Source organism: Blautia sp. AM28-27, from assembly GCF_003480905.1.
Classification (GTDB): Bacteria; Bacillota; Clostridia; order Lachnospirales; family Lachnospiraceae; genus Fusicatenibacter; species Fusicatenibacter saccharivorans.
On sequence record NZ_QUJK01000001.1, the window covers coordinates 570,864 to 590,014 of the forward strand.

Below are 19,151 nucleotides of genomic sequence, written 5' to 3' on the forward strand. Positions count from 1 at the left end.
ACAGTCCATCCAGAAAGCCGGTACAGAAAAATTCAGGTAAAAGCTGTGCCGGAGGAGGACTGCTTTGAAATAGTTCAGGAGGAAGAATAACAATGTACAGTGAAAAAGTAATGGATCATTTCCAGCATCCGAGAAATGTAGGAGAAATTGAGAACGCAAGCGGTGTAGGTACCGTTGGAAATGCAAAATGCGGCGATATCATGAGAATGTATCTTGACATCGACGATAACGGAATCATTCAGGACTGCAAATTCAAAACCTTCGGCTGCGGCGCCGCAGTTGCAACCAGCAGTATGGCAACCGAGCTGGTAAAAGGAAAAACCATCCAGGAAGCTCTGGAAGTAACCAACAAAGCTGTTATGGAAGCACTCGACGGACTTCCGCCGGTCAAAGTTCACTGTTCTCTGCTTGCAGAAGAAGCAATTCACGCTGCACTCTGGGATTACGCAGAGAAACACCACATCAAGATCGAAGGTCTTGCAAAACCGAAGTCTGATATCAGCGAGGGCGAGGAAGAGGAAGAATACTAAGTATGGGAAAAAAGAAAGTAGTCGTTGGAATGTCCGGCGGCGTAGATTCCTCGGTGGCAGCGTATCTCCTGAAAAAAGCAGGATACGATGTCATCGGGGTGACCATGCAGATCTGGCAGGATGAGGCCGAGACAGTCCAGGAGGAAAACGGGGGCTGTTGCGGCCTCTCTGCTGTTGATGATGCAAGGCGCGTGGCACAGGTGCTGGACATTCCGTATTATGTCATGAACTTCAAAAAAGAGTTCCGTGAGAACGTCATGGACTATTTCACGAACGAATATCTCTGCGGCAGAACACCGAACCCGTGTATCGCCTGCAACCGCTATGTGAAATGGGAAGCGTTGCTTCAGCGCAGTCTTTCCATTGGAGCGGACTACATTGCGACCGGACATTATGCAAGAATCGAACAGCTTGCCAATGGACGGTATGCGATTGCAAATTCGGTAACAGCGGCAAAAGACCAGACGTATGCACTGTATAATCTGACCCAGGAGCAGCTTTCGCATACGCTGATGCCGGTCGGAGACTACACAAAAGATCAGATTCGTGAGATTGCAGCAAAAATCGGTCTTCCGGTAGCAAAAAAGAAGGATTCCCAGGAAATCTGCTTCGTGCCGGATCAGGATTACGCTTCCTTTATCCAGAACGAGACAGGAATCGTGGCACCGAAAGGCAATTTCGTGAATACAAAGGGTGAAATCCTCGGTACCCATGAGGGGATTACCCATTACACCGTAGGACAGCGCCGCGGACTCGGCCTTCCGATGGGACACCGCGTGTTCGTACTGGAAATCCGTCCGGAGACGAACGAGGTTGTGGTCGGCGAAAATGAAGAGGTTTTCGCAAAAGTAGTAAAAGCAAACAAAGTAAACTATATGGCAATTCCGCCGCTGGAACTTGGAGAAGAGCTCTCCTGCACCGCAAAAATCCGGTACGGGCACAAAGGCTCCCCGTGCGTGATCAAACGGACCGGGGAAGATGAGATTACCTGTACCTTCCCGGACGGCGTGCGTGCTCCGACACCGGGACAGGCTGTTGTCTTCTACGTGGACGGCTGTGTCGGCGGAGGCGGAACGATTACGGAGGCCGAAAGATGAAAATAGCGGACTGTCATATGCACAGTTTCTTTTCAAGTGACAGCGAAGCACCAACAGAAGAGATGGTAAAACGGGCAGTCGAGCTGGGACTTCCGGCAATCTGCCTGACGGATCACTACGATATGGATTACAGTACCGGCGAGTTCCAGCTCGATACACCGGCATATGCGGCAAAAATCCGGGAACTGCAGGAAAAATACTACGACAGAATCGATATCCGATTCGGCGTGGAACTGGGACTGCAGCTCCACTTAAAAGAACGGATGGAAGAGTATGTAAATGCGTGGCCGTTCGACTATGTGATCGGATCCATGCATGTCATTGACGGAAAAGACCCCTATTATGAGGATGCTTTCCCGGACTGGACAGCAGAAGAGCTGTACCGGGCGTATTTTCGGGCTACAGCAGAAAATATCCGGTTCTTCCACAATTTCCAGACGCTTGGTCATCTGGATTATGTGGTACGCTACTGCAGAGAAAAGGGAAAAGATTACAGCTACCGCGCATTTGCGGACGAGATCGATACCATTTTAAAAGAGCTGATTCAGTACGATATCGCGCTGGAAATCAACACCGGCGGCTACAAGGCAGGCCTTGGCGTGCCGAATCCGACGCCGGATGTTATCAGAAGATACTGGGAACTGGGCGGCGAAAAGATCACCTTCGGTGCCGATGCCCACAAACCGGAACATATAGCGTTTCATTTCGCGGACGCGGCAGCCATCGCGCAGGAAGCCGGATTCCGGTACTACGTGCGGTTTAAAGAGAAGAAGCCGGAATATCTGCCGATCCAATAGAAAACGCGCAGGAAAAGCCGGAAAAAAGCCCCAGAAAGGCTGGATTCCGGCTTTTTCTGCAATAGACGGATCTTTCGAAATTTTGCAGAAATACGGATCGGCATCCGGCCTCTTCACAAATTTTAGAAATAATTTCGTATTTTCTTGAAAATAGAACTTGAATTTTCCGACGAAATTAGGTATTATACAGATAAGGTTGATGTTTCTTTAACAAAGTACAGAGACTCAAAATTAAAATTCACTTTTTAGGAGGAATTGAAAATCATGGCAGTAAAAGTAGCAATCAATGGTTTTGGCCGTATCGGACGTCTTGCATTCAGACAGATGTTTGGAGCAGAAGGTTATGAAGTAGTAGCAATCAACGATTTAACATCCCCGAAGATGTTAGCTCATCTGTTAAAATATGACTCTTCTCAGGGAAAATATGCTCTGGCTGATACCGTAACATCCGATGAAGATTCCATCACAGTAGATGGCAAAAACATCAAAATCTATGCTTTCCCGGATGCTAACAACTGCCCATGGGGAGAGCTTGGCGTAGACGTAGTTCTGGAGTGCTCCGGATTCTACACCTCCAAAGCAAAAGCTCAGGCACACATCAATGCAGGTGCTCGTAAAGTAGTTATCTCCGCTCCGGCTGGTAACGACCTTCCGACCATCGTTTACAATGTAAACCATGAGACCCTGACAGCAGACGATAACATCATCTCCGCTGCATCCTGCACCACAAACTGCCTTGCACCTATGGCAAAAGCTCTGAACGAACTGGCTCCGATTAAATCCGGTATCATGGTTACTATCCATGCTTACACTGGAGATCAGATGACTCTGGACGGACCGCAGAGAAAAGGCGATCTGAGAAGATCCCGTGCAGCTGCAGTTAACATCGTTCCAAACAGCACAGGTGCTGCAAAAGCAATCGGCCTTGTTATTCCGGAACTGAACGGCAAACTGATCGGTTCTGCACAGCGTGTTCCAACCCCAACCGGTTCTACCACAATCCTTACAGCAGTTGTAGAAGGAACTGTAACTGTTGACGAGATCAACGCAAAAATGAAAGCATCTGCAACCGAGTCCTTCGGATACAACACAGATGAAATCGTATCCAGCGACATCGTTGGTATGAGATATGGTTCTCTGTTCGATGCAACTCAGACCATGGTTCTTCCGCTGGACAACGGAACAACAGAGGTACAGGTTGTTTCTTGGTATGATAACGAGAACTCCTACACAAGCCAGATGGTTCGTACCATCAAATACTTCAGCGAGTTAGCATAATTTAACAAACTGAACGGCAAAATTTCAGAGCCCAAAGGGTCCGGTCTGTTAAGGACCGGACCCTTTTTGCGAATGCGGCGGAAAAATACGGCACAAAAACAGCCCTTTTCCGTGTGCAAAAATTATAAACTGCATTTTTAAATAAGGACCGCGATGCCGCAAAAACAAAGAAACGGCGCGGCAGATGCAGTTGGATATATGGAGGGAAACGCCCATGTTAAACAAAAAAACCGTAGATGATATCAACGTAAAAGGAAAAAGAGTCCTTGTAAGATGCGACTTCAACGTTCCGCTGATCGATGGAAAAATCACAGATGAGAACCGTCTGGTAGCTGCTCTTCCGACGATCAAAAAACTGATCGCTGACGGCGGAAAAGTAATTCTCTGCTCTCATCTTGGAAAACCGAAAGGAGAACCAAAACCAGAGCTTTCTCTTGCACCGGTTGCAGTTCGCCTTTCCGAGCTTCTCGGACAGGAAGTTAAATTTGCAGCAGATCCTGAGGTTGTAGGACCGAACGCAAAAGCAGCTGTTGAGGCTATGAAAGACGGAGATGTAATCCTTCTGGAGAACACCCGTTATCGTGCGGAAGAGACCAAAAACGGTGAGGAGTTCAGCAAAGAACTGGCTTCCCTGTGCGACGTATTCGTAAACGATGCATTCGGAACCGCACATCGTGCTCATTGCTCCAATGTTGGTGTTACTAAATATGTTGACACTGCAGTTGTTGGTTATCTGATGGAGAAAGAGATCGCATTCCTTGGAAATGCTGTCAACAATCCGGAGCGTCCGTTTGTTGCCATCCTTGGTGGATCCAAAGTATCCAGCAAGATTTCTGTTATCGACAACCTGATCGATAAAGTTGATGTCCTGATCATCGGCGGTGGTATGGCTTATACCTTCGCAAAAGCAGCAGGCGGCACCGTTGGTGATTCTCTGCTTGAGATGGATTATCTGGATTATGCAAACAAAATGAAAGAAAAAGCAGCAGCAAAAGGCGTGAAACTGCTTCTTCCGGTAGACAACGTTGTTGCAGATGCATTCTCAAACGACGCAAATACACAGGTTGTTCCGGCCGGACAGATTCCGGATGGCTGGGAAGGTCTGGATATCGGACCGGAAACTGCAAAACTGTTCGCTGACGCTGTTAAAACTGCTAAAACCGTTGTATGGAACGGACCGATGGGATGCTTCGAGATGCCGAATTTTGCAGCAGGAACCAAAGCAGTTGCAGCAGCACTGGCTGAAACAGATGCAGTTACGATCATCGGCGGCGGAGATTCCGCAGCAGCTGTAAACCAGCTTGGATATGGCGATAAGATGACTCATATCTCCACTGGCGGCGGCGCTTCCCTGGAGTTCCTGGAAGGAAAAGAACTGCCGGGCGTTGCAGCAGCAAACGACAAATAAAACAACGATTCAGAGCGCAAGCGGAATCGAGAGGTGGCTCTGAACCGGCTCTGAACCGTTTCAATAAGTAAAACTAAGGAGATCAAACGATCATGGCAAGAAAGAAAATTATCGCCGGAAACTGGAAAATGAACATGACTCCGAGCGAGGCAGTAGAGTTAGTTAATACATTAAAACCACTGGTGGCAAATGACGACGTTGACGTTGTTTTCTGCGTACCGGCCATCGATATCATCCCGGTTGTAGAGGCTGCAAAAGGCTCCAACATCCAGATTGGTGCTGAAAATATGTATTTCGAGGAGAAAGGTGCTTTCACAGGCGAAATCTCCCCGGCTATGCTGACAGACGCTGGTGTGAAATACGTTGTACTTGGCCACTCTGAGAGAAGAGAATACTTCGCAGAGACCAGCGAGACCGTAAACAAAAAAATGCTGAAAGCTTTCGAGCACGGCATCACCCCGATCATGTGCTGCGGAGAAACTCTGGAGCAGAGAGAGCAGGGTGTAACGATGGATTTCATCCGTCAGCAGGTAAAGGTTGGATTCCTGAATGTAACAGCAGATCAGGCAAAAACAGCCGTTATCGCTTACGAGCCAATCTGGGCAATCGGAACCGGCAAAACTGCTACAACAGAGCAGGCTGAGGAAGTTTGCAAAGGCATCCGCGAGTGCATCGCTGAAATCTATGATGATGCAACAGCAGCAGCTATCCGTATCCAGTACGGCGGCTCTGTAAACGCAAAAACCGCACCGGAACTGTTCGCACAGGAGAACATCGACGGCGGTCTGGTAGGCGGAGCATCCCTGAAACCAGATTTCGGAGCTATCGTAAACTACAATAAATAATTAGATTTTGTACGAAATCAATCAATAAAACAGGCTAAAACGCCACCAAACACGGTGAAATTTGGCAGAAATGTCAAAGGGAAAGTGTTTGGTGGCGTTTGCTGTTTTACGACGTGATGGCAATACCGCTCTTTAGGATCTGGCGTAATAAACTTCTGCAATGCTTTTTCGCACTTGCGGACATCTTCCACATGTGATATGATGGGAACGACAAAAAGTGTCGGAAAAACCGCATGATAGAGGGAAAAAACGCGGCAAATCAGACGACGCGAAAGAAAGCATAAAGGAGAATATGATTATGGCAAGAGAAATCATTAATACAGAAAAAGCACCGGCAGCAATCGGACCTTATGTACAGGCGGTCGCAGACAACGGCCTTTTATTTATTTCCGGACAGCTTGGCTTTGATGTAGAGCATGACAGCGTGATCCCGGAAACCGTAGAAGAGCAGGCAACCCTCTCTTTAAAGAATCTGGACGCAATCATGACAGCAGCAGGAACTGACCGCACGAAAGTGATGAAAACAACCATTTTCCTGACCGATATGAACGATTTTGCCAAGGTAAATGAAGTATACGGTGCTTTCTTTGGCGAGTCCAAACCGGCTCGTTCCTGTGTAGCAGTTGCCGCTCTTCCGAAAGCAGCAAAAGTGGAAATTGAATGCATCGTATCCCTGAAATAAGAGAGAGAGATGAGTATGGCAGAGGAAAGAGTAATTAAAATCGGAATGCTGGGTCTTGGTACTGTCGGTACCGGTGTGTATAAAGTGCTGAAAAGCCAGCAGGAGGAAATGCTTCCGAAGCTGGGAGCACGTGTAGAGCTGAAAAAAATTCTTGTGCGCAATGTGGAAAAAGCAGCTGCAAAGGTTGACGATCCCTCCATCATTACCACCAGCTTCGAGGAGATTGCCAATGACCCGGAAATCGAGATTGTTGTTGAGGTTATGGGTGGAAAACAGCCGGCCATGAATTACATTCTTGCCTGCCTGGATGCTGGAAAGAATGTTGTAACGGCAAATAAAGATCTGGTGGCATCCGAGGGCAAAAAAATCCTTGCGACAGCAAAGAGAAACGGAAAAGATTTTCTCTATGAGGCATCCGTGGCGGGAGGAATTCCGATCATCCGTCCGGTGAAACAGTGCCTTGCCGCCAATCATATCACAGAGCTGATGGGTATTTTCAACGGTACCACAAATTTCATTCTCACAAAAATGTCGCAGGAAGGCATGGAGTTTGGTGATGCGCTCCGTCTGGCGCAGGACATGGGCTATGCAGAAGCAGACCCGACCGCAGATGTGGAAGGTCTTGATGCCGGCCGCAAGGTAGCAATCCTAGCTTCGGCAGCGTTCAACTCCAGAGTGACATTTGAAGATGTTTACACCGAAGGCATTACCAAAATCACGGCGACTGATATCGAGTATGCAAAAGAGATGGGATGCACGATCAAGCTGCTTGGCGTGGCAAAAGATACCCCGGAAGGAATCGAAGCCCGCGTTCATCCGATGCTGATCGACAGCAATCATCCGCTCGCGACTGTCAATGATTCCTACAATGCCGTATTCCTGACAGGCGATGCCGTACAGGATACGATGTTTTACGGACGAGGTGCCGGAGAGCTTCCGACTGCGAGTGCCGTTGTGGGCGATATTTTCGATGTTGTGCGCAATATTTTATGGAACTGCTGCGGCAGAATCGGCTGCACATGCTACCGGGAATGCCCGATCAAGCGTGTCGGCGAAATTAAGTCGAAATATTTTGTACGCATGCAGATTGAAAATCGGTATGGAACGCTGGCATCGGTAGCTTCTGTCTTTGGAAACAACAAGGTTTCGATTGCACAGATGCTTCAGAAACGTGTCAATGGAAAATACGCCGAGATCGTCGTCATTACGGACGAGGTCAAAGAGCGCCATTTTGAGGATGCCATGCAGATTTTAGGCGGAATGTCGATGATCCAGGAGATTTCTTCGACAATCCGGGTATACTAACAAAATGTAACAATTCAGAGCCATGCGAAATGGAAGAAAAATCGCGAATCCTGCTTGCATGAAGGAGCGCTTTTTCTGGAGTTTCATATGGCGAAAAGCAACATCGAGATGCAGCGTAAGCGGAATCGAGACGGGGCTCTGGATTGTTACCCAAAATTTAAGTAAAGAAGGGAATTCACAATGAGTAAAAAACCAACCGTATTAATGATTCTTGACGGATATGGACTGAATGACAAATGCGAGCATAACGCTGTCTGCGAAGCGAAAACTCCGATTATGGACCAGCTGATGAGCCAGTGCCCGTACGTAAAAGGACAGGCCAGCGGACTTGCTGTAGGTCTTCCGGACGGACAGATGGGTAACTCTGAGGTAGGCCATCTGAACATGGGTGCAGGCCGTGTTGTATACCAGGAGCTGACCAGAATCACAAAAGCAATCCAGGACGGTGATTTCTTCGAGAATGAAGAGCTGGTAAAGGCTGTTGAAAATGCAAAAGCAAACAATTCCGCACTGCACCTGTTCGGACTTCTCTCTGACGGCGGTGTTCACAGCCACATCACCCACGTATTCGGACTTCTGGAGCTGGCAAAACGCAAAGGTCTCGAGAAAGTTTATGTACACTGCTTCCTGGATGGCCGTGACACTCCTCCGGCATCCGGAAAATCTTATGTAGAGCAGCTGCAGGCAAAAATGGATGAGATCGGTGTCGGCGAAATCGGCGTAATCTCCGGCCGTTACTATGCAATGGACCGTGATAACCGCTGGGATCGTGTCGAGCTGGCTTACAAAGCTCTGACAAAAGGGGAAGGCGTAGAAGGAACCGATGCAGCAGAGGCTGTTCAGGCTTCTTATGATGCTGAAAAAACCGATGAGTTCGTTCTGCCGACCGTTCTGAAAAAAGACGGAAAACCGGTTGCAACGATTCAGGATAAAGATTCTGTGATTTTCTTCAACTTCCGCCCGGACCGTGCAAGAGAGCTGACAAGAGCATTCTGCGCAGATGAGTTCACCGGATTCGAGAGAGAAAAACGTCTGGATCTGACCTACGTATGCTTCACGGAATACGATGAGACTATCCCGAACAAATCCGTTGCGTTCAAAAAAGAAGAGATCACCAACACCTTCGGTGAGTATCTGGCAGCACATAACATGACTCAGGCACGTATTGCTGAGACCGAGAAATATGCACATGTAACCTTCTTCTTCAATGGCGGCGTTGAGGAGCCAAATAAAGGTGAGGATAGAATCCTTGTAAAATCCCCGAAGGTTGCTACTTATGACCTGAAGCCGGAGATGAGTGCTTACGAAGTATGCGACAAGCTGACGGATGCTATTCGTTCCCAGAAATATGATGTTATCATCATCAACTTTGCAAATCCGGATATGGTTGGCCATACCGGTGTTGAGAGCGCAGCAATCCAGGCAGTTGAGGCTGTTGATGAGTGCGTAGGCAAGGCAGTGGAGGCATTAAAAGAGGTTGACGGCCAGATGTTCATCTGTGCGGACCACGGAAATGCAGAGCAGCTTGTAGATTACGAGACCGGCGAGCCATACACCGCTCATACCACCAATCCGGTTCCGTTCATTCTGGTTAATGCAGACCCATCCTACACGTTAAGAGAGGGCGGATGCCTGGCAGACATCGCACCGACCCTGATCGAGCTGATGGGAATGGAGCAGCCAAAAGAAATGACAGGAAAATCCCTGCTGATTAAGAAATAAAGAGAAATCGTGAAAATGTCCCTGCCGGATTCGTTTTGAAACGGGTGCGGCAGGGATATTTTATCATAATAATCTGAAAATAAAAATAATTACGCAATAAGAGACAGAATAAAAATGAAAAACAGATAAAAAATCAAAATAAAGTGTTGACAAACGGTGAGAAAACTGATATAGTAAAGTCAACAAAAGAAAACGGAAGAAAAAAACAGAAAGAGAGGACGGACCACCGAGAACATAACGAATTACCCCATAAACTAAGAAAGCGAAGGTATGGACCCAAGAAAACGTAACGAAGTACCACAAAGCGAAACAAAAGAACAAAAGAACAAAAAAAGAAAGGATTCAGTCCAATGCACAGTTCTAACTTATGAAAGCCATCCGAAAATGGAAAAATCGGATGGCTTTCATATTGCGTTTTTTTATGTTTGAAAAGAATAAGGACTGGAAAAAAGAGGTTTCGACAGAGAGAGTAACATATTTTTCCCATAGCACGGTCATACTGTGAACGCAGAGAAGAAACTTGGTTACTGTTCACTTTGCAGCAAAACAGGAGGGAAAACTATGTTTCGATATTTACCAATTCGAAGCGTGACAGGAAGAGAAATTCTGGATTCGCGCGGAAATCCGACCGTAGAGGTGGAAGTGGCCGTCGGGGAGGGGATTCTCGGGCTGGAAGGCCATATGGGGCGTGCCCAGGTGCCGTCCGGGGCATCGACAGGAAAATTTGAGGCACTGGAAAAAAGAGATCAGGAAGTGCGCTATCTGGGGCAGGGCGTGAGAAAGGCTGTAGAAGCGGTCAATACCGTGCTGGCCGATGCCGTTGTCGGCGAGAATGCGCTCGAGCAGGAGCGGATTGACCATATCCTGTGCCAGGCAGACGGAACCGAAACGAAAGAAAACCTCGGGGCAAACGCCATTCTCGGTGTCTCACTTGCTGTGGCGCGCGCGGCGGCAAATGCGCTTCATCTACCGCTGTACCAGTACCTGGGCGGCTGCCACACAAGCCGTATGCCCGTGCCGATGATGAATATTTTAAACGGCGGCCGTCATGCCGACAACACCGTCGATCTGCAGGAATTTATGATTATGCCGTGCGGCGCTCCCTCATTCCGGGAGGGTCTTTCCATGTGCGCGGAGATTTACCATACGCTGAAGCAGCTCCTGAAGGAGAAGGGATACTCGACTTCTGTCGGCGATGAGGGCGGCTTTGCGCCGGATTTAAAGGATTCCGATGAAGCACTGCATCTCATTGTCAATGCGGTCCAGAAAGCCGGCTATGCGCCCGGAAACGACGTGATGATCGCGATCGATGCGGCGGCAAGCGAGCTCTACGAGGAGAGCAGGAACGTCTACTACTTTCCCGGGGAATCCCGTCAGTGCGGAAAGACAGTATTTCGGGATACCGCAGAAATGGTTGCCTACTATGAGGAACTGATCGAAAAATACCCGATCGTATCCATCGAAGACGGGCTGTGCGAGGACGATTTCGAAGGCTGGAAACAGATGACGGAAGCGCTCGGGAACAGAGTACAGCTGGTCGGGGATGATCTGTTTGTGACGAATGTAAGAAGGCTTTCCTGCGGCATTGCACTTGGCACGGCAAATGCGGTTCTGATCAAGGTAAACCAGATCGGAACGCTCTCTGAGGCGCTGGATGCGGTGGAGATGGCGCAGAGAGCAGGGTACCGCGCCGTCATTTCCCACCGGTCCGGAGAGACAGAGGATGATTTTCTGGCAGACCTTGCCGTCGCGACAGGCGCCGGCCAGATCAAAACCGGAGCACCGTGCCGGTCGGAGCGGAATGCGAAATACAATGAGCTTCTCCGCATCGAGGAACGCCTCGGTGAGGAAGCGAAATACCGGAATCCGTTCCCGCAAAAGGGAACCTGCGTAAGAGAATGGTGAAAAACGGCGTAAAATAGGCAAATAACAGTTGAAATCGAACTCCTGCTATGGTAAAATAATATAAGTTGGCCGTAGGAGGTGTAATTGTGGAAATTTTAAGAACGATTTTGACAGTCATTTATGTCATTGATTGTATTGCTTTAACCGTTGTTGTATTGATGCAGGAAGGAAAACAGCAGGGTCTCGGTGCTATCGCAGGTATCTCAGACACTTACTGGGGAAGAAACAAAAGCCGTTCTGCAGAAGGAACTCTGATCCGTGCAACAAAAATCATGGCAGTTCTGTTTGTTGTACTGTCGGTTGTATTAAACATGAATTTTTAGCAAAGTAAAGACATCCTTATTCCCACGAGAAGGCGTAAGGGTGTCTTTTTCTACAAAGAGGAGATAATAGATGAAAGATAATAAGAAGAAAAAAGATCGGAGGAAATATCCGCAGGGCAGCGCGGTGTCCCATGCAGGACAGAACAGCGGGAACCATGGCGGTCATGCGGGCCATCCGCGTTCCAGAAGTTCGAAACTGCTGAAAAACCGCAAGACGCTGCTCATTGATCTCGTAAGTTCGAAAAACTATGAGCCGATGCGTCTGAAAGACATTGCCATGCTGCTGCAGGTGCCGAAAGCAAAACGGTCGGAGCTTGCGGAGGTTATGGAAATCCTGGTAAAAGAAGGAAAAATCGATGTGATCTCCGACGGCCGTTACCAGAAGAGCCGCGGTGCATCCACAACGACGGAAAAACGGGAAAAAAGAGACCGCCGCGCCGGAGAGCAGGGCAGAAGAGGACGCGATGACCGATTCCGCAGAAAGAATGGAAAGGACGGCGACACAGAGAAGAAGCCGCGTATCCAGACTGTCGATATCCAGGCAGTCGTGGACGCTTACCAGATCCCGGAGGAGTTCCCGGCACGCGTGATCACACAGGCAGAAAAATGCCCGGAGGAAGTAATTCCAAACGATTACAACGGCCGCCTCGATCTGAAAAGCTGGCAGATGGTGACAATCGACGGCGAGGATGCCAAAGACCTCGATGACGCCGTATCCGTCACAAAAGCGGGCGATACGTGGACGCTTGGCGTTCATATCGCTGATGTCAGCAACTATGTGCAGGAAAATTCCGCCCTCGACCGTGAGGCGTTAAAGCGCGGCACCAGTGTCTATCTGCCGGACCGCGTCATTCCGATGCTGCCGAAGCGTCTGTCAAACGGCATCTGTTCCTTGAATGAAGGGCAGGAGCGCCTGGCACTCTCCTGTATTATGACGATCAACGAGAAAGGCCGCATGATCGGCCATCAGATCGCTGAGACGGTGATCCGCGTGGACCGCCGCATGACCTACACCGCCGTCAATGCAATCCTGACCGAGCCGGAAGCACATCCGGAGCTGCTGGAGGAATATCATGAGCTGGTTCCGATGTTCCGCCAGATGCAGGAACTGTCTGCACTGATCCGGAGCTGTCGGAAAGAACGCGGAGCAATTGATTTTGAATTCCCGGAGAGCAAAGTAATTCTTGATGCAGAAGGGACGCCGGTGGAGATCCGCCCGTATCCGTCGAACGTGGCAACACGGATGATCGAGGACTTCATGCTGATGGCGAACGAGACCGTGGCAGAGGAATACTGCACACGCGAAATCCCGTTCTTATACCGGACGCATGACAAGCCGGACGGAGACCGCATGGAGGCAACGCTGACGCTGATCCGTGAACAGGGCATCAAAGTCGAAAAGCGTTCCCATGAGATTACGCCGGGTGAGGTGCAGAAGATTCTCACCAGCATCGAGGGAACCCCGGAAGAGCCGCTGATCAGCCGCCTGCTGCTCCGGTCGATGGCAAGAGCCATTTATACCCCTGAATGCAGCGGCCACTTCGGACTGGCAGCGTCATATTACTGCCATTTTACCTCACCAATCCGCCGTTACCCGGATCTGCAGATCCACCGCATTATCAAGGACGATCTGCGGGGACGTCTCGACAAGGGCGGCAGAATCGGCAAATATTCGTCCATTTTGCAGCATGTGGCGGAGCAGTCGAGTGCGATGGAGCAGCGTGCTGCAGAGGCAGAAAGAGAGGCTGTGAAGCTGAAGAAAGCCGAATATATGCTGGAGCATGTCGGCGAAGAGTACGACGGCGTCATTTCCGGTGTGACCGGCTGGGGCTTCTATGTGGAGCTGCCCAATACCGTAGAGGGACTCGTTCACATTATGACGCTCAAAGATGATTATTATAATTTTGATGAAGAAAATTACCGTCTGGTCGGAGAGCAGCACGGAAGAGTATTCCGCCTTGGTGAGCCGGTGCGTGTCCGTGTACGAAACGCCGAGCCTGCCAACCGGACAATCAATTTTACGTATGTAGAAAAAGAAACCGAGACAGAATAAATCCCTGGAGGAAAAAGCTATGGCAAAACAAAAAGGAAATCGAATGATTGCCAACAATAAAAAGGCATATCATGACTATTTTATCGAGGATAAATACGAGGCCGGCATCTCCCTTGCCGGTACCGAGGTAAAATCCCTCCGCATGGGAAAATGCAGCATCAAGGAGTCCTTCATCCGCATTGAGCGTGATGAGGTATTCATCTACGGCATGCACATCAGTCCGTACGAGAAGGGCAACATATTCAATAAAGACCCGCTGCGCATCCGGAAACTGCTGCTGCACGACTATGAGATCCGCAAACTTGAGGCGCAGATCAAGGAAAAAGGCTACACGCTCGTTCCGCTGCAGGTGTATTTTAAAGGCAGCCTCGTAAAAGTCGAGATCGGTCTGGCGCGCGGTAAAAAACTGTATGATAAACGGCAGGATATCGCAAAGAAGGATCAGAGACGTGAGGCGGAGAGAGATTTCAAAGTTAAAAATCTGTATTAAAAATCCTTGACAAAAAGTATGGGGAAAGACTATAATACAATATACGGCAGTTGAAAGAGAGTTTTCACTGCACCGGGACGATCTGTTTGCGTCCCCGTATCAAAGAAAAGCGTCTGTAGAACCAGCACGGGCTTGTACTGGTTTCGACGGGGGTTTTGAAGTTTGGGAAGCCATTCGTGGACTCCGGGACCGCGTCATCAACCTGGAACCTAAATTTAAACGCAGACGATAATTACGTAGCGTACGCTGCCTAAGTGCGGCGTTGTCAGCTGAATAGTTTTCCGCGGCTATTCTCCTGGCATCAAACAGATGCGGAGCACTTCGTTTCCAAAGCTTTGCGGAGATGGAAGATTTTATGAAGCTACCGAAGCGGCAAGCCTGTCATCCGGCGTGCCGACGGGGGAACCTTTAATAGAATGACTGTAATGGGAGATGCCTGAATGAATAGGCTTTCGGACAGGGGTTCGATTCCCCTCAGGTCCATACCTGAAAAACCGCTAAAATCCAGTGTTTTAGCGGTTTTTTTGTACATTTTTGATGGAAAAAACAGGGCAAAAATGCCGCTTTAGACCGTTTCAGACCGTTTAAAACCGCATGAATTTTGGTCAAAAAAGAAAGGAAAAATTCGAAATTTTGTCAAACTTTATCTTTATTCGCACTGTTAAGAACGTAAAAGAGACCGTTTCAAAGTGCTGCAGGCACATGAAGTAGAGATACTTGATGTGCCTGCTTTTTTGTACAATAGGAAAGTTCGACTTCCGTCGAACTCTTGATAAAAAGAGCCCGCACAAAGGCGGGCATGGCAAACAGACGATAGATTAAAAGAAGTCAATGTAAAAGCCTTCTTCAAATTCATCCTCATCAAGATCGTCATCTTCGGTAAGAAAATAGTGCATATGCACTATTTAAAAACGGTGGCTCCTTATAACAAAGATTTCTGTTCACAATATAAAAAAATATCCAGCAGGTTAACTTTTGAAGCGGTAAAACAAATGCTTAAGGATGTTTTGAGTTGGTAAGGGACTAATAGATTCTGTACTTTTCGCCCTATGATTGAATCTGATCATGCGCGAGAAAAGGAAAATAATAGAATTGACAGACTTGAAAAAATGAATTACGATTTTTAAAAGTACTGCATTGCTTGAATGAGAATTATATGTTAAGGTAACAGATATAAAGAGAACTTTAAGCATTGATTTATTAAAATAAACACGGATAGCGAGGTGTATTTATGACCATAGAAGAAATTCTTGCAGGAGAATCCAAAAACGTAGAATTCAAAGAGAACCTGCCGGAAAAGAGCATCAAATATATGAAGTCTGTGGTTGCCTTTGCAAATGGAACCGGAGGAAAAATTATTTTTGGAATTGCGGACAAAACCCGAGAAGTGGTTGGCTTTGACAAGGAAGATGTATTCAAAAAGATGGATGCGATTGCCAATGCCGTCTCGGATAGCTGTGAACCGGCAATTATTCCAGATATTACGCTGCAGACAGTTGATGGCAAGACGGTTATTGTGGCAGAAATTTCTGAAGGCAGACAGCGGCCATATTACATTAAAGCGCTTGGACGAGAGAGAGGCGTATATGTCCGTGTTGCTGGAACAACCCGGCTTGCTGACGAGTATATGATCAAAGAGCTGATGCTTGAGGGAAGCAATCGTTATTTTGATCAGGCGTTATGTACTGGACTGAGTGTTACAGAAGAAGAAATTGATACGCTTTGTAAAGCGATGAAGGAGCAGGCAGTCAAAAATGCCCATAATGAGGAGCAGAAAGCATCGGTAAAAGACGTTGGAAAGCAGCAGCTTCGGTCCTGGGGTATTTTGATTGAACGTGATGGAAAAGACTACCCTTCTAACGCTTATGCTATCTTAACGGGCTGTGGAGGGCTTCATGTTGCCATTCAGTGCGGTGTGTTTAAGGGAACAACGAAAGCGGTTTTTGTTGATCGAAGGGAATATACGGGTCCTTTGTGGGAACAAATAGAGGAAGCATTTCAGTTTGTTCTGCGAAATATTCATCTGGGAGCTACGCTTGTCGGCATTTACCGTCAGGATATTTATGAAATCCCGCCGGATGCAATTCGTGAGCTGATTATCAACGCGGTGGTGCATCGCAGCTATCTGGATCATGGTACAATACAGGTTGCGGTGTATGACAACCGACTGGAAATCACATCGCCGGGGAAATTGCCGATGGGACAAACGTTGGAGCGTATGAAAGAAGGCTATTCCAAAATCAGGAATGAAGCCCTTGCACATGCCTTTTCGTATATGAATCTGATTGAACATTGGGGAAGCGGGATTCCGAGAATTATAGACAAGGTAAAATCTGCTGGACTACAGGAACCGGAGTTTATTGGTGGAGAAGTTGACTTGCGTATCAATATCTATCGAGGACAAAACGATACAAATAACGCCAGAATCAACGCCAAGAAAACAAAAAATGGCGTTAATGATATAAAAAATGGCATTGATGGCGTTAAAATATCACGAACGAAGGAACAGGTTCAGATAGAAAAACTGTTACAGGCTATAGAAAAGAACCCATTTGCAACCCAGGCGTATTATGCGGAACAGATCGGTGTGTCCAAAAGAACTGTTTCACGAATATTTGTTTCTTTACAGCAAAATGGTGTGTTGGTACAAAATGGAACAAACAGAAAATCGAATTGGGTAATCATAAAGTAGGAGAAACAGAAGAATGCAAATATTGGTCGATGCAGATGCCTGTCCGGTAATTGAGACGGTTGAGAAAATTGCAAAAGAGCATTGTGTTCCGGTAACACTGTTGTGCGATACCAATCATGATTTGATATTTGATATCGGATTATAGCGAAATAGTCGTGGTTGGTGATGGAGCAGATGCTGTGGATTATGAACTGATCCGTGTCTGTCATAAAGGCGATATTGTCGTATCGCAGGATTATGGTGTGACGGCGATAGCGTTGGGAAGAGGTTCTTATGCGATTCATCATTCTCATGGAGCGTTATTTAAACAACGAAGTGAAAAAATACCCGCATCATCGTGTCAGAAGGACAAAGAAGCGAAAAAAAGGCGGATACTGAGGGATTTGAACAGTCTTTTGAAAAAATGTTAGGGATGATACAGGAGAAAGAAGGAAAAGAGTTTAGAAGATAAAATTATCAGAGAGTGAAATAAAGTGATTTGATAATATTAGGAGATATGCCCGGATGCTATTTTTCAAAAAGGAAAAAGTGTCAGGGCATTTTTAGGTGCAAAACCAATAAAAATAATTCTGAAAATATAGTAAAAATAAGCATATTGTCAAATGAAACGGAGGGTATATAATAAAATATAGAAATATAAGCGGTGAGAAAAATTGAAAGGAAAAGTGCCTATGAAAAAACTCGGAAAATATGGTAAAAAGGTATCCTGCGTGGTAATTGGAATGCTATGTGCAGCAGCGATTGGCGCCTGTGGAAGCACACAAAGTGGGTCCCAAGATGAAAAAGATGTGAGAAATGATATTTCTGTCTATGAAGAGGGAGCTGATTTGGAAGGAACGCTTACATATGGAACCTTATTTATTGAGCCGCAGACCCAGCATATGATTGATTTATTTATGAAGGAGCATCCAGGCGTAAAAATTGAAACAAAGGTTGTTTTTGACAATGATGTTACGGATGAACAGTATAATGAAGGCTTAAATACCTTGCTTACAGAACTTGCATCGGATCAACGGGCGGATATTTATGATGCAACGTATTTACCATCGGAAATTAAGACGAAAGGCAGCGGCTATTTCGAGGACTTAAATCAGTATATTGATGCAGATCCTAATTTTAACAGAGATGATTATTACGATAATATCCTGCGAGCAGCAGAAGTCGATGGAAAACTGTATCAAATTCCGGAAGGTTTTTATTATGTTATGCTTCGGTTGAATAGAAACATAACGGATGAACTGAATTATGAAGTCCCGGACGAAATGGATATCAATGATTTATATGAGTTATATCAGCAGGCCAAGCCAATTGCAGATGATGATTTTACGATTGATGTACAAAACAATATTTACGTGTTTCTGCCGATGACAGAGGACAGAGCTTATTTGAAGAAGGAAGAAGTAAATTTTGATTCAGAAAATTATGTGGATTTTCTGAGAAAAATGCAGGAACTGTATCAATATCAACCATCCTATGCGACCCATGCATTCATGGATATTAAAAGCTTTTCCGGAAAGAGTGTCCTGCTGAATACATTTACAAATTTACTCGAAGGTTCTCCGAGCGGAATGTTTGAAGAAACCGATACGGCAACAAAACCGATCCTGTTGAAATCAACGGATGGAAAAATTCCTTTCTGGAGAATTGGTGAGGACTTTTCCATGAGTTCAGGCTGCAAAGATAAAGCGCTTGCATGGGAATTTATCAAATTCTGCATTGGTCAGAAACAATTTGAGTTCGAAGATGCAAACAGTGATTCTTACTACAGAAATTTCTTTACCTATGGCAGTATGCTGAACAAAGAAAACACACGGCAGCTTGTTGCGTATCAATTGGAAAATGATGACGACACAGCAGAAAAATGGGAAGCATACAATGAAAAAGTTTCTGCAAAAGCTTTTCGGGATTTACAGTTAGACAGTATTTTGACTGAAATTCGAAACGAATGTATGGAGCAGAAAATCACCCCAGAGGAATGTGCGAAGCTTTTTCAGCAAAGAGCAGAGCTTTATGTTAATGAGTAG

General features: G+C 46.8%; 15 protein-coding genes, 1 other RNA gene and 1 pseudogene. All 17 read left to right on the forward strand.

The features are described from left to right. Nucleotides 1-92 precede the first annotated feature (92 nt). The 17 genes and pseudogenes from nifU to DW743_RS02885 all read left to right on the forward strand — a co-directional run bounded on the left by nifU (nucleotide 93) and on the right by DW743_RS02885 (nucleotide 19,151). Nucleotides 93-530, forward strand: a complete 438-nt coding sequence (gene nifU / locus DW743_RS02805) for a Fe-S cluster assembly scaffold protein NifU (RefSeq protein WP_022463327.1) — start codon at nucleotides 93-95, stop codon at nucleotides 528-530. Nucleotides 531-532: 2 nt separating this feature from the next. Then, nucleotides 533-1,627: a tRNA 2-thiouridine(34) synthase MnmA gene (gene mnmA / locus DW743_RS02810; protein ID WP_055218213.1), complete on the forward strand. Its 1,095-nt coding sequence runs from the start codon at nucleotides 533-535 to the stop codon at nucleotides 1,625-1,627. Next, nucleotides 1,624-2,424 carry a histidinol-phosphatase HisJ family protein gene (locus DW743_RS02815; protein WP_117760395.1) on the forward strand — a complete coding sequence of 267 codons (801 nt, stop codon included), beginning with the start codon at nucleotides 1,624-1,626 and terminating at the stop codon, nucleotides 2,422-2,424. Before mnmA ends, DW743_RS02815 begins: the two co-directional genes overlap by 4 nt. Before the next feature lie 264 nt (nucleotides 2,425-2,688). Beyond that, nucleotides 2,689-3,702, forward strand: a complete 1,014-nt coding sequence (gene gap, locus DW743_RS02820; protein ID WP_022463324.1) for a type I glyceraldehyde-3-phosphate dehydrogenase — start codon at nucleotides 2,689-2,691, stop codon at nucleotides 3,700-3,702. A gap of 214 nt (nucleotides 3,703-3,916) precedes the next feature. Continuing rightward, the gene (locus tag DW743_RS02825; RefSeq protein ID WP_022463323.1) at nucleotides 3,917-5,110 is read left to right on the forward strand and encodes a phosphoglycerate kinase; all 1,194 of its coding nucleotides are present in this window, start codon (nucleotides 3,917-3,919) and stop codon (nucleotides 5,108-5,110) included. Nucleotides 5,111-5,202: 92 nt separating this feature from the next. Next, nucleotides 5,203-5,955, forward strand: coding sequence for a triose-phosphate isomerase (gene tpiA / locus DW743_RS02830; RefSeq protein WP_022463322.1), 753 nt, complete (start codon nucleotides 5,203-5,205; stop codon nucleotides 5,953-5,955). A 298-nt stretch (nucleotides 5,956-6,253) separates the two neighbouring features. Next, nucleotides 6,254-6,637, forward strand: a complete 384-nt coding sequence (locus DW743_RS02835; protein ID WP_022463321.1) for a RidA family protein — start codon at nucleotides 6,254-6,256, stop codon at nucleotides 6,635-6,637. Between the two features lie 15 nt (nucleotides 6,638-6,652). After that, on the forward strand, nucleotides 6,653-7,942 hold the full coding sequence (locus DW743_RS02840) for a homoserine dehydrogenase (RefSeq protein WP_055267016.1): 1,290 nt from the start codon (nucleotides 6,653-6,655) through the stop codon (nucleotides 7,940-7,942). A gap of 180 nt (nucleotides 7,943-8,122) precedes the next feature. Next, nucleotides 8,123-9,664 (forward strand): 2,3-bisphosphoglycerate-independent phosphoglycerate mutase, encoded by a 1,542-nt coding sequence (gene gpmI, locus DW743_RS02845; protein WP_117760394.1) that lies wholly within the window; start codon nucleotides 8,123-8,125, stop codon nucleotides 9,662-9,664. Between the two features lie 561 nt (nucleotides 9,665-10,225). After that, on the forward strand, nucleotides 10,226-11,569 hold the full coding sequence (gene eno / locus DW743_RS02850) for a phosphopyruvate hydratase (RefSeq protein WP_117760393.1): 1,344 nt from the start codon (nucleotides 10,226-10,228) through the stop codon (nucleotides 11,567-11,569). A gap of 86 nt (nucleotides 11,570-11,655) precedes the next feature. Next, a complete protein-coding gene (secG, locus tag DW743_RS02855) occupies nucleotides 11,656-11,892 on the forward strand; it encodes a preprotein translocase subunit SecG (RefSeq protein WP_117760392.1) in 237 nt (78 codons plus the stop codon). Nucleotides 11,893-11,962: 70 nt separating this feature from the next. Continuing rightward, nucleotides 11,963-13,945, forward strand: a complete 1,983-nt coding sequence (rnr, locus tag DW743_RS02860) for a ribonuclease R (protein ID WP_226906308.1) — start codon at nucleotides 11,963-11,965, stop codon at nucleotides 13,943-13,945. Nucleotides 13,946-13,964: 19 nt separating this feature from the next. Then, nucleotides 13,965-14,435, forward strand: coding sequence for an SsrA-binding protein SmpB (gene smpB / locus DW743_RS02865; protein ID WP_022463315.1), 471 nt, complete (start codon nucleotides 13,965-13,967; stop codon nucleotides 14,433-14,435). Between the two features lie 128 nt (nucleotides 14,436-14,563). Then, nucleotides 14,564-14,921, forward strand: a transfer-messenger RNA (tmRNA) gene (gene ssrA / locus DW743_RS02870). 745 nt (nucleotides 14,922-15,666) lie between these two features. Continuing rightward, on the forward strand, nucleotides 15,667-17,127 hold the full coding sequence (locus DW743_RS02875) for an RNA-binding domain-containing protein (protein WP_117760391.1): 1,461 nt from the start codon (nucleotides 15,667-15,669) through the stop codon (nucleotides 17,125-17,127). 13 nt (nucleotides 17,128-17,140) lie between these two features. Then, nucleotides 17,141-17,578 (forward strand): annotated as a pseudogene (locus DW743_RS18865) (DUF188 domain-containing protein). A gap of 220 nt (nucleotides 17,579-17,798) precedes the next feature. Then, a complete protein-coding gene (locus DW743_RS02885) occupies nucleotides 17,799-19,151 on the forward strand; it encodes an ABC transporter substrate-binding protein (RefSeq protein WP_117760390.1) in 1,353 nt (450 codons plus the stop codon).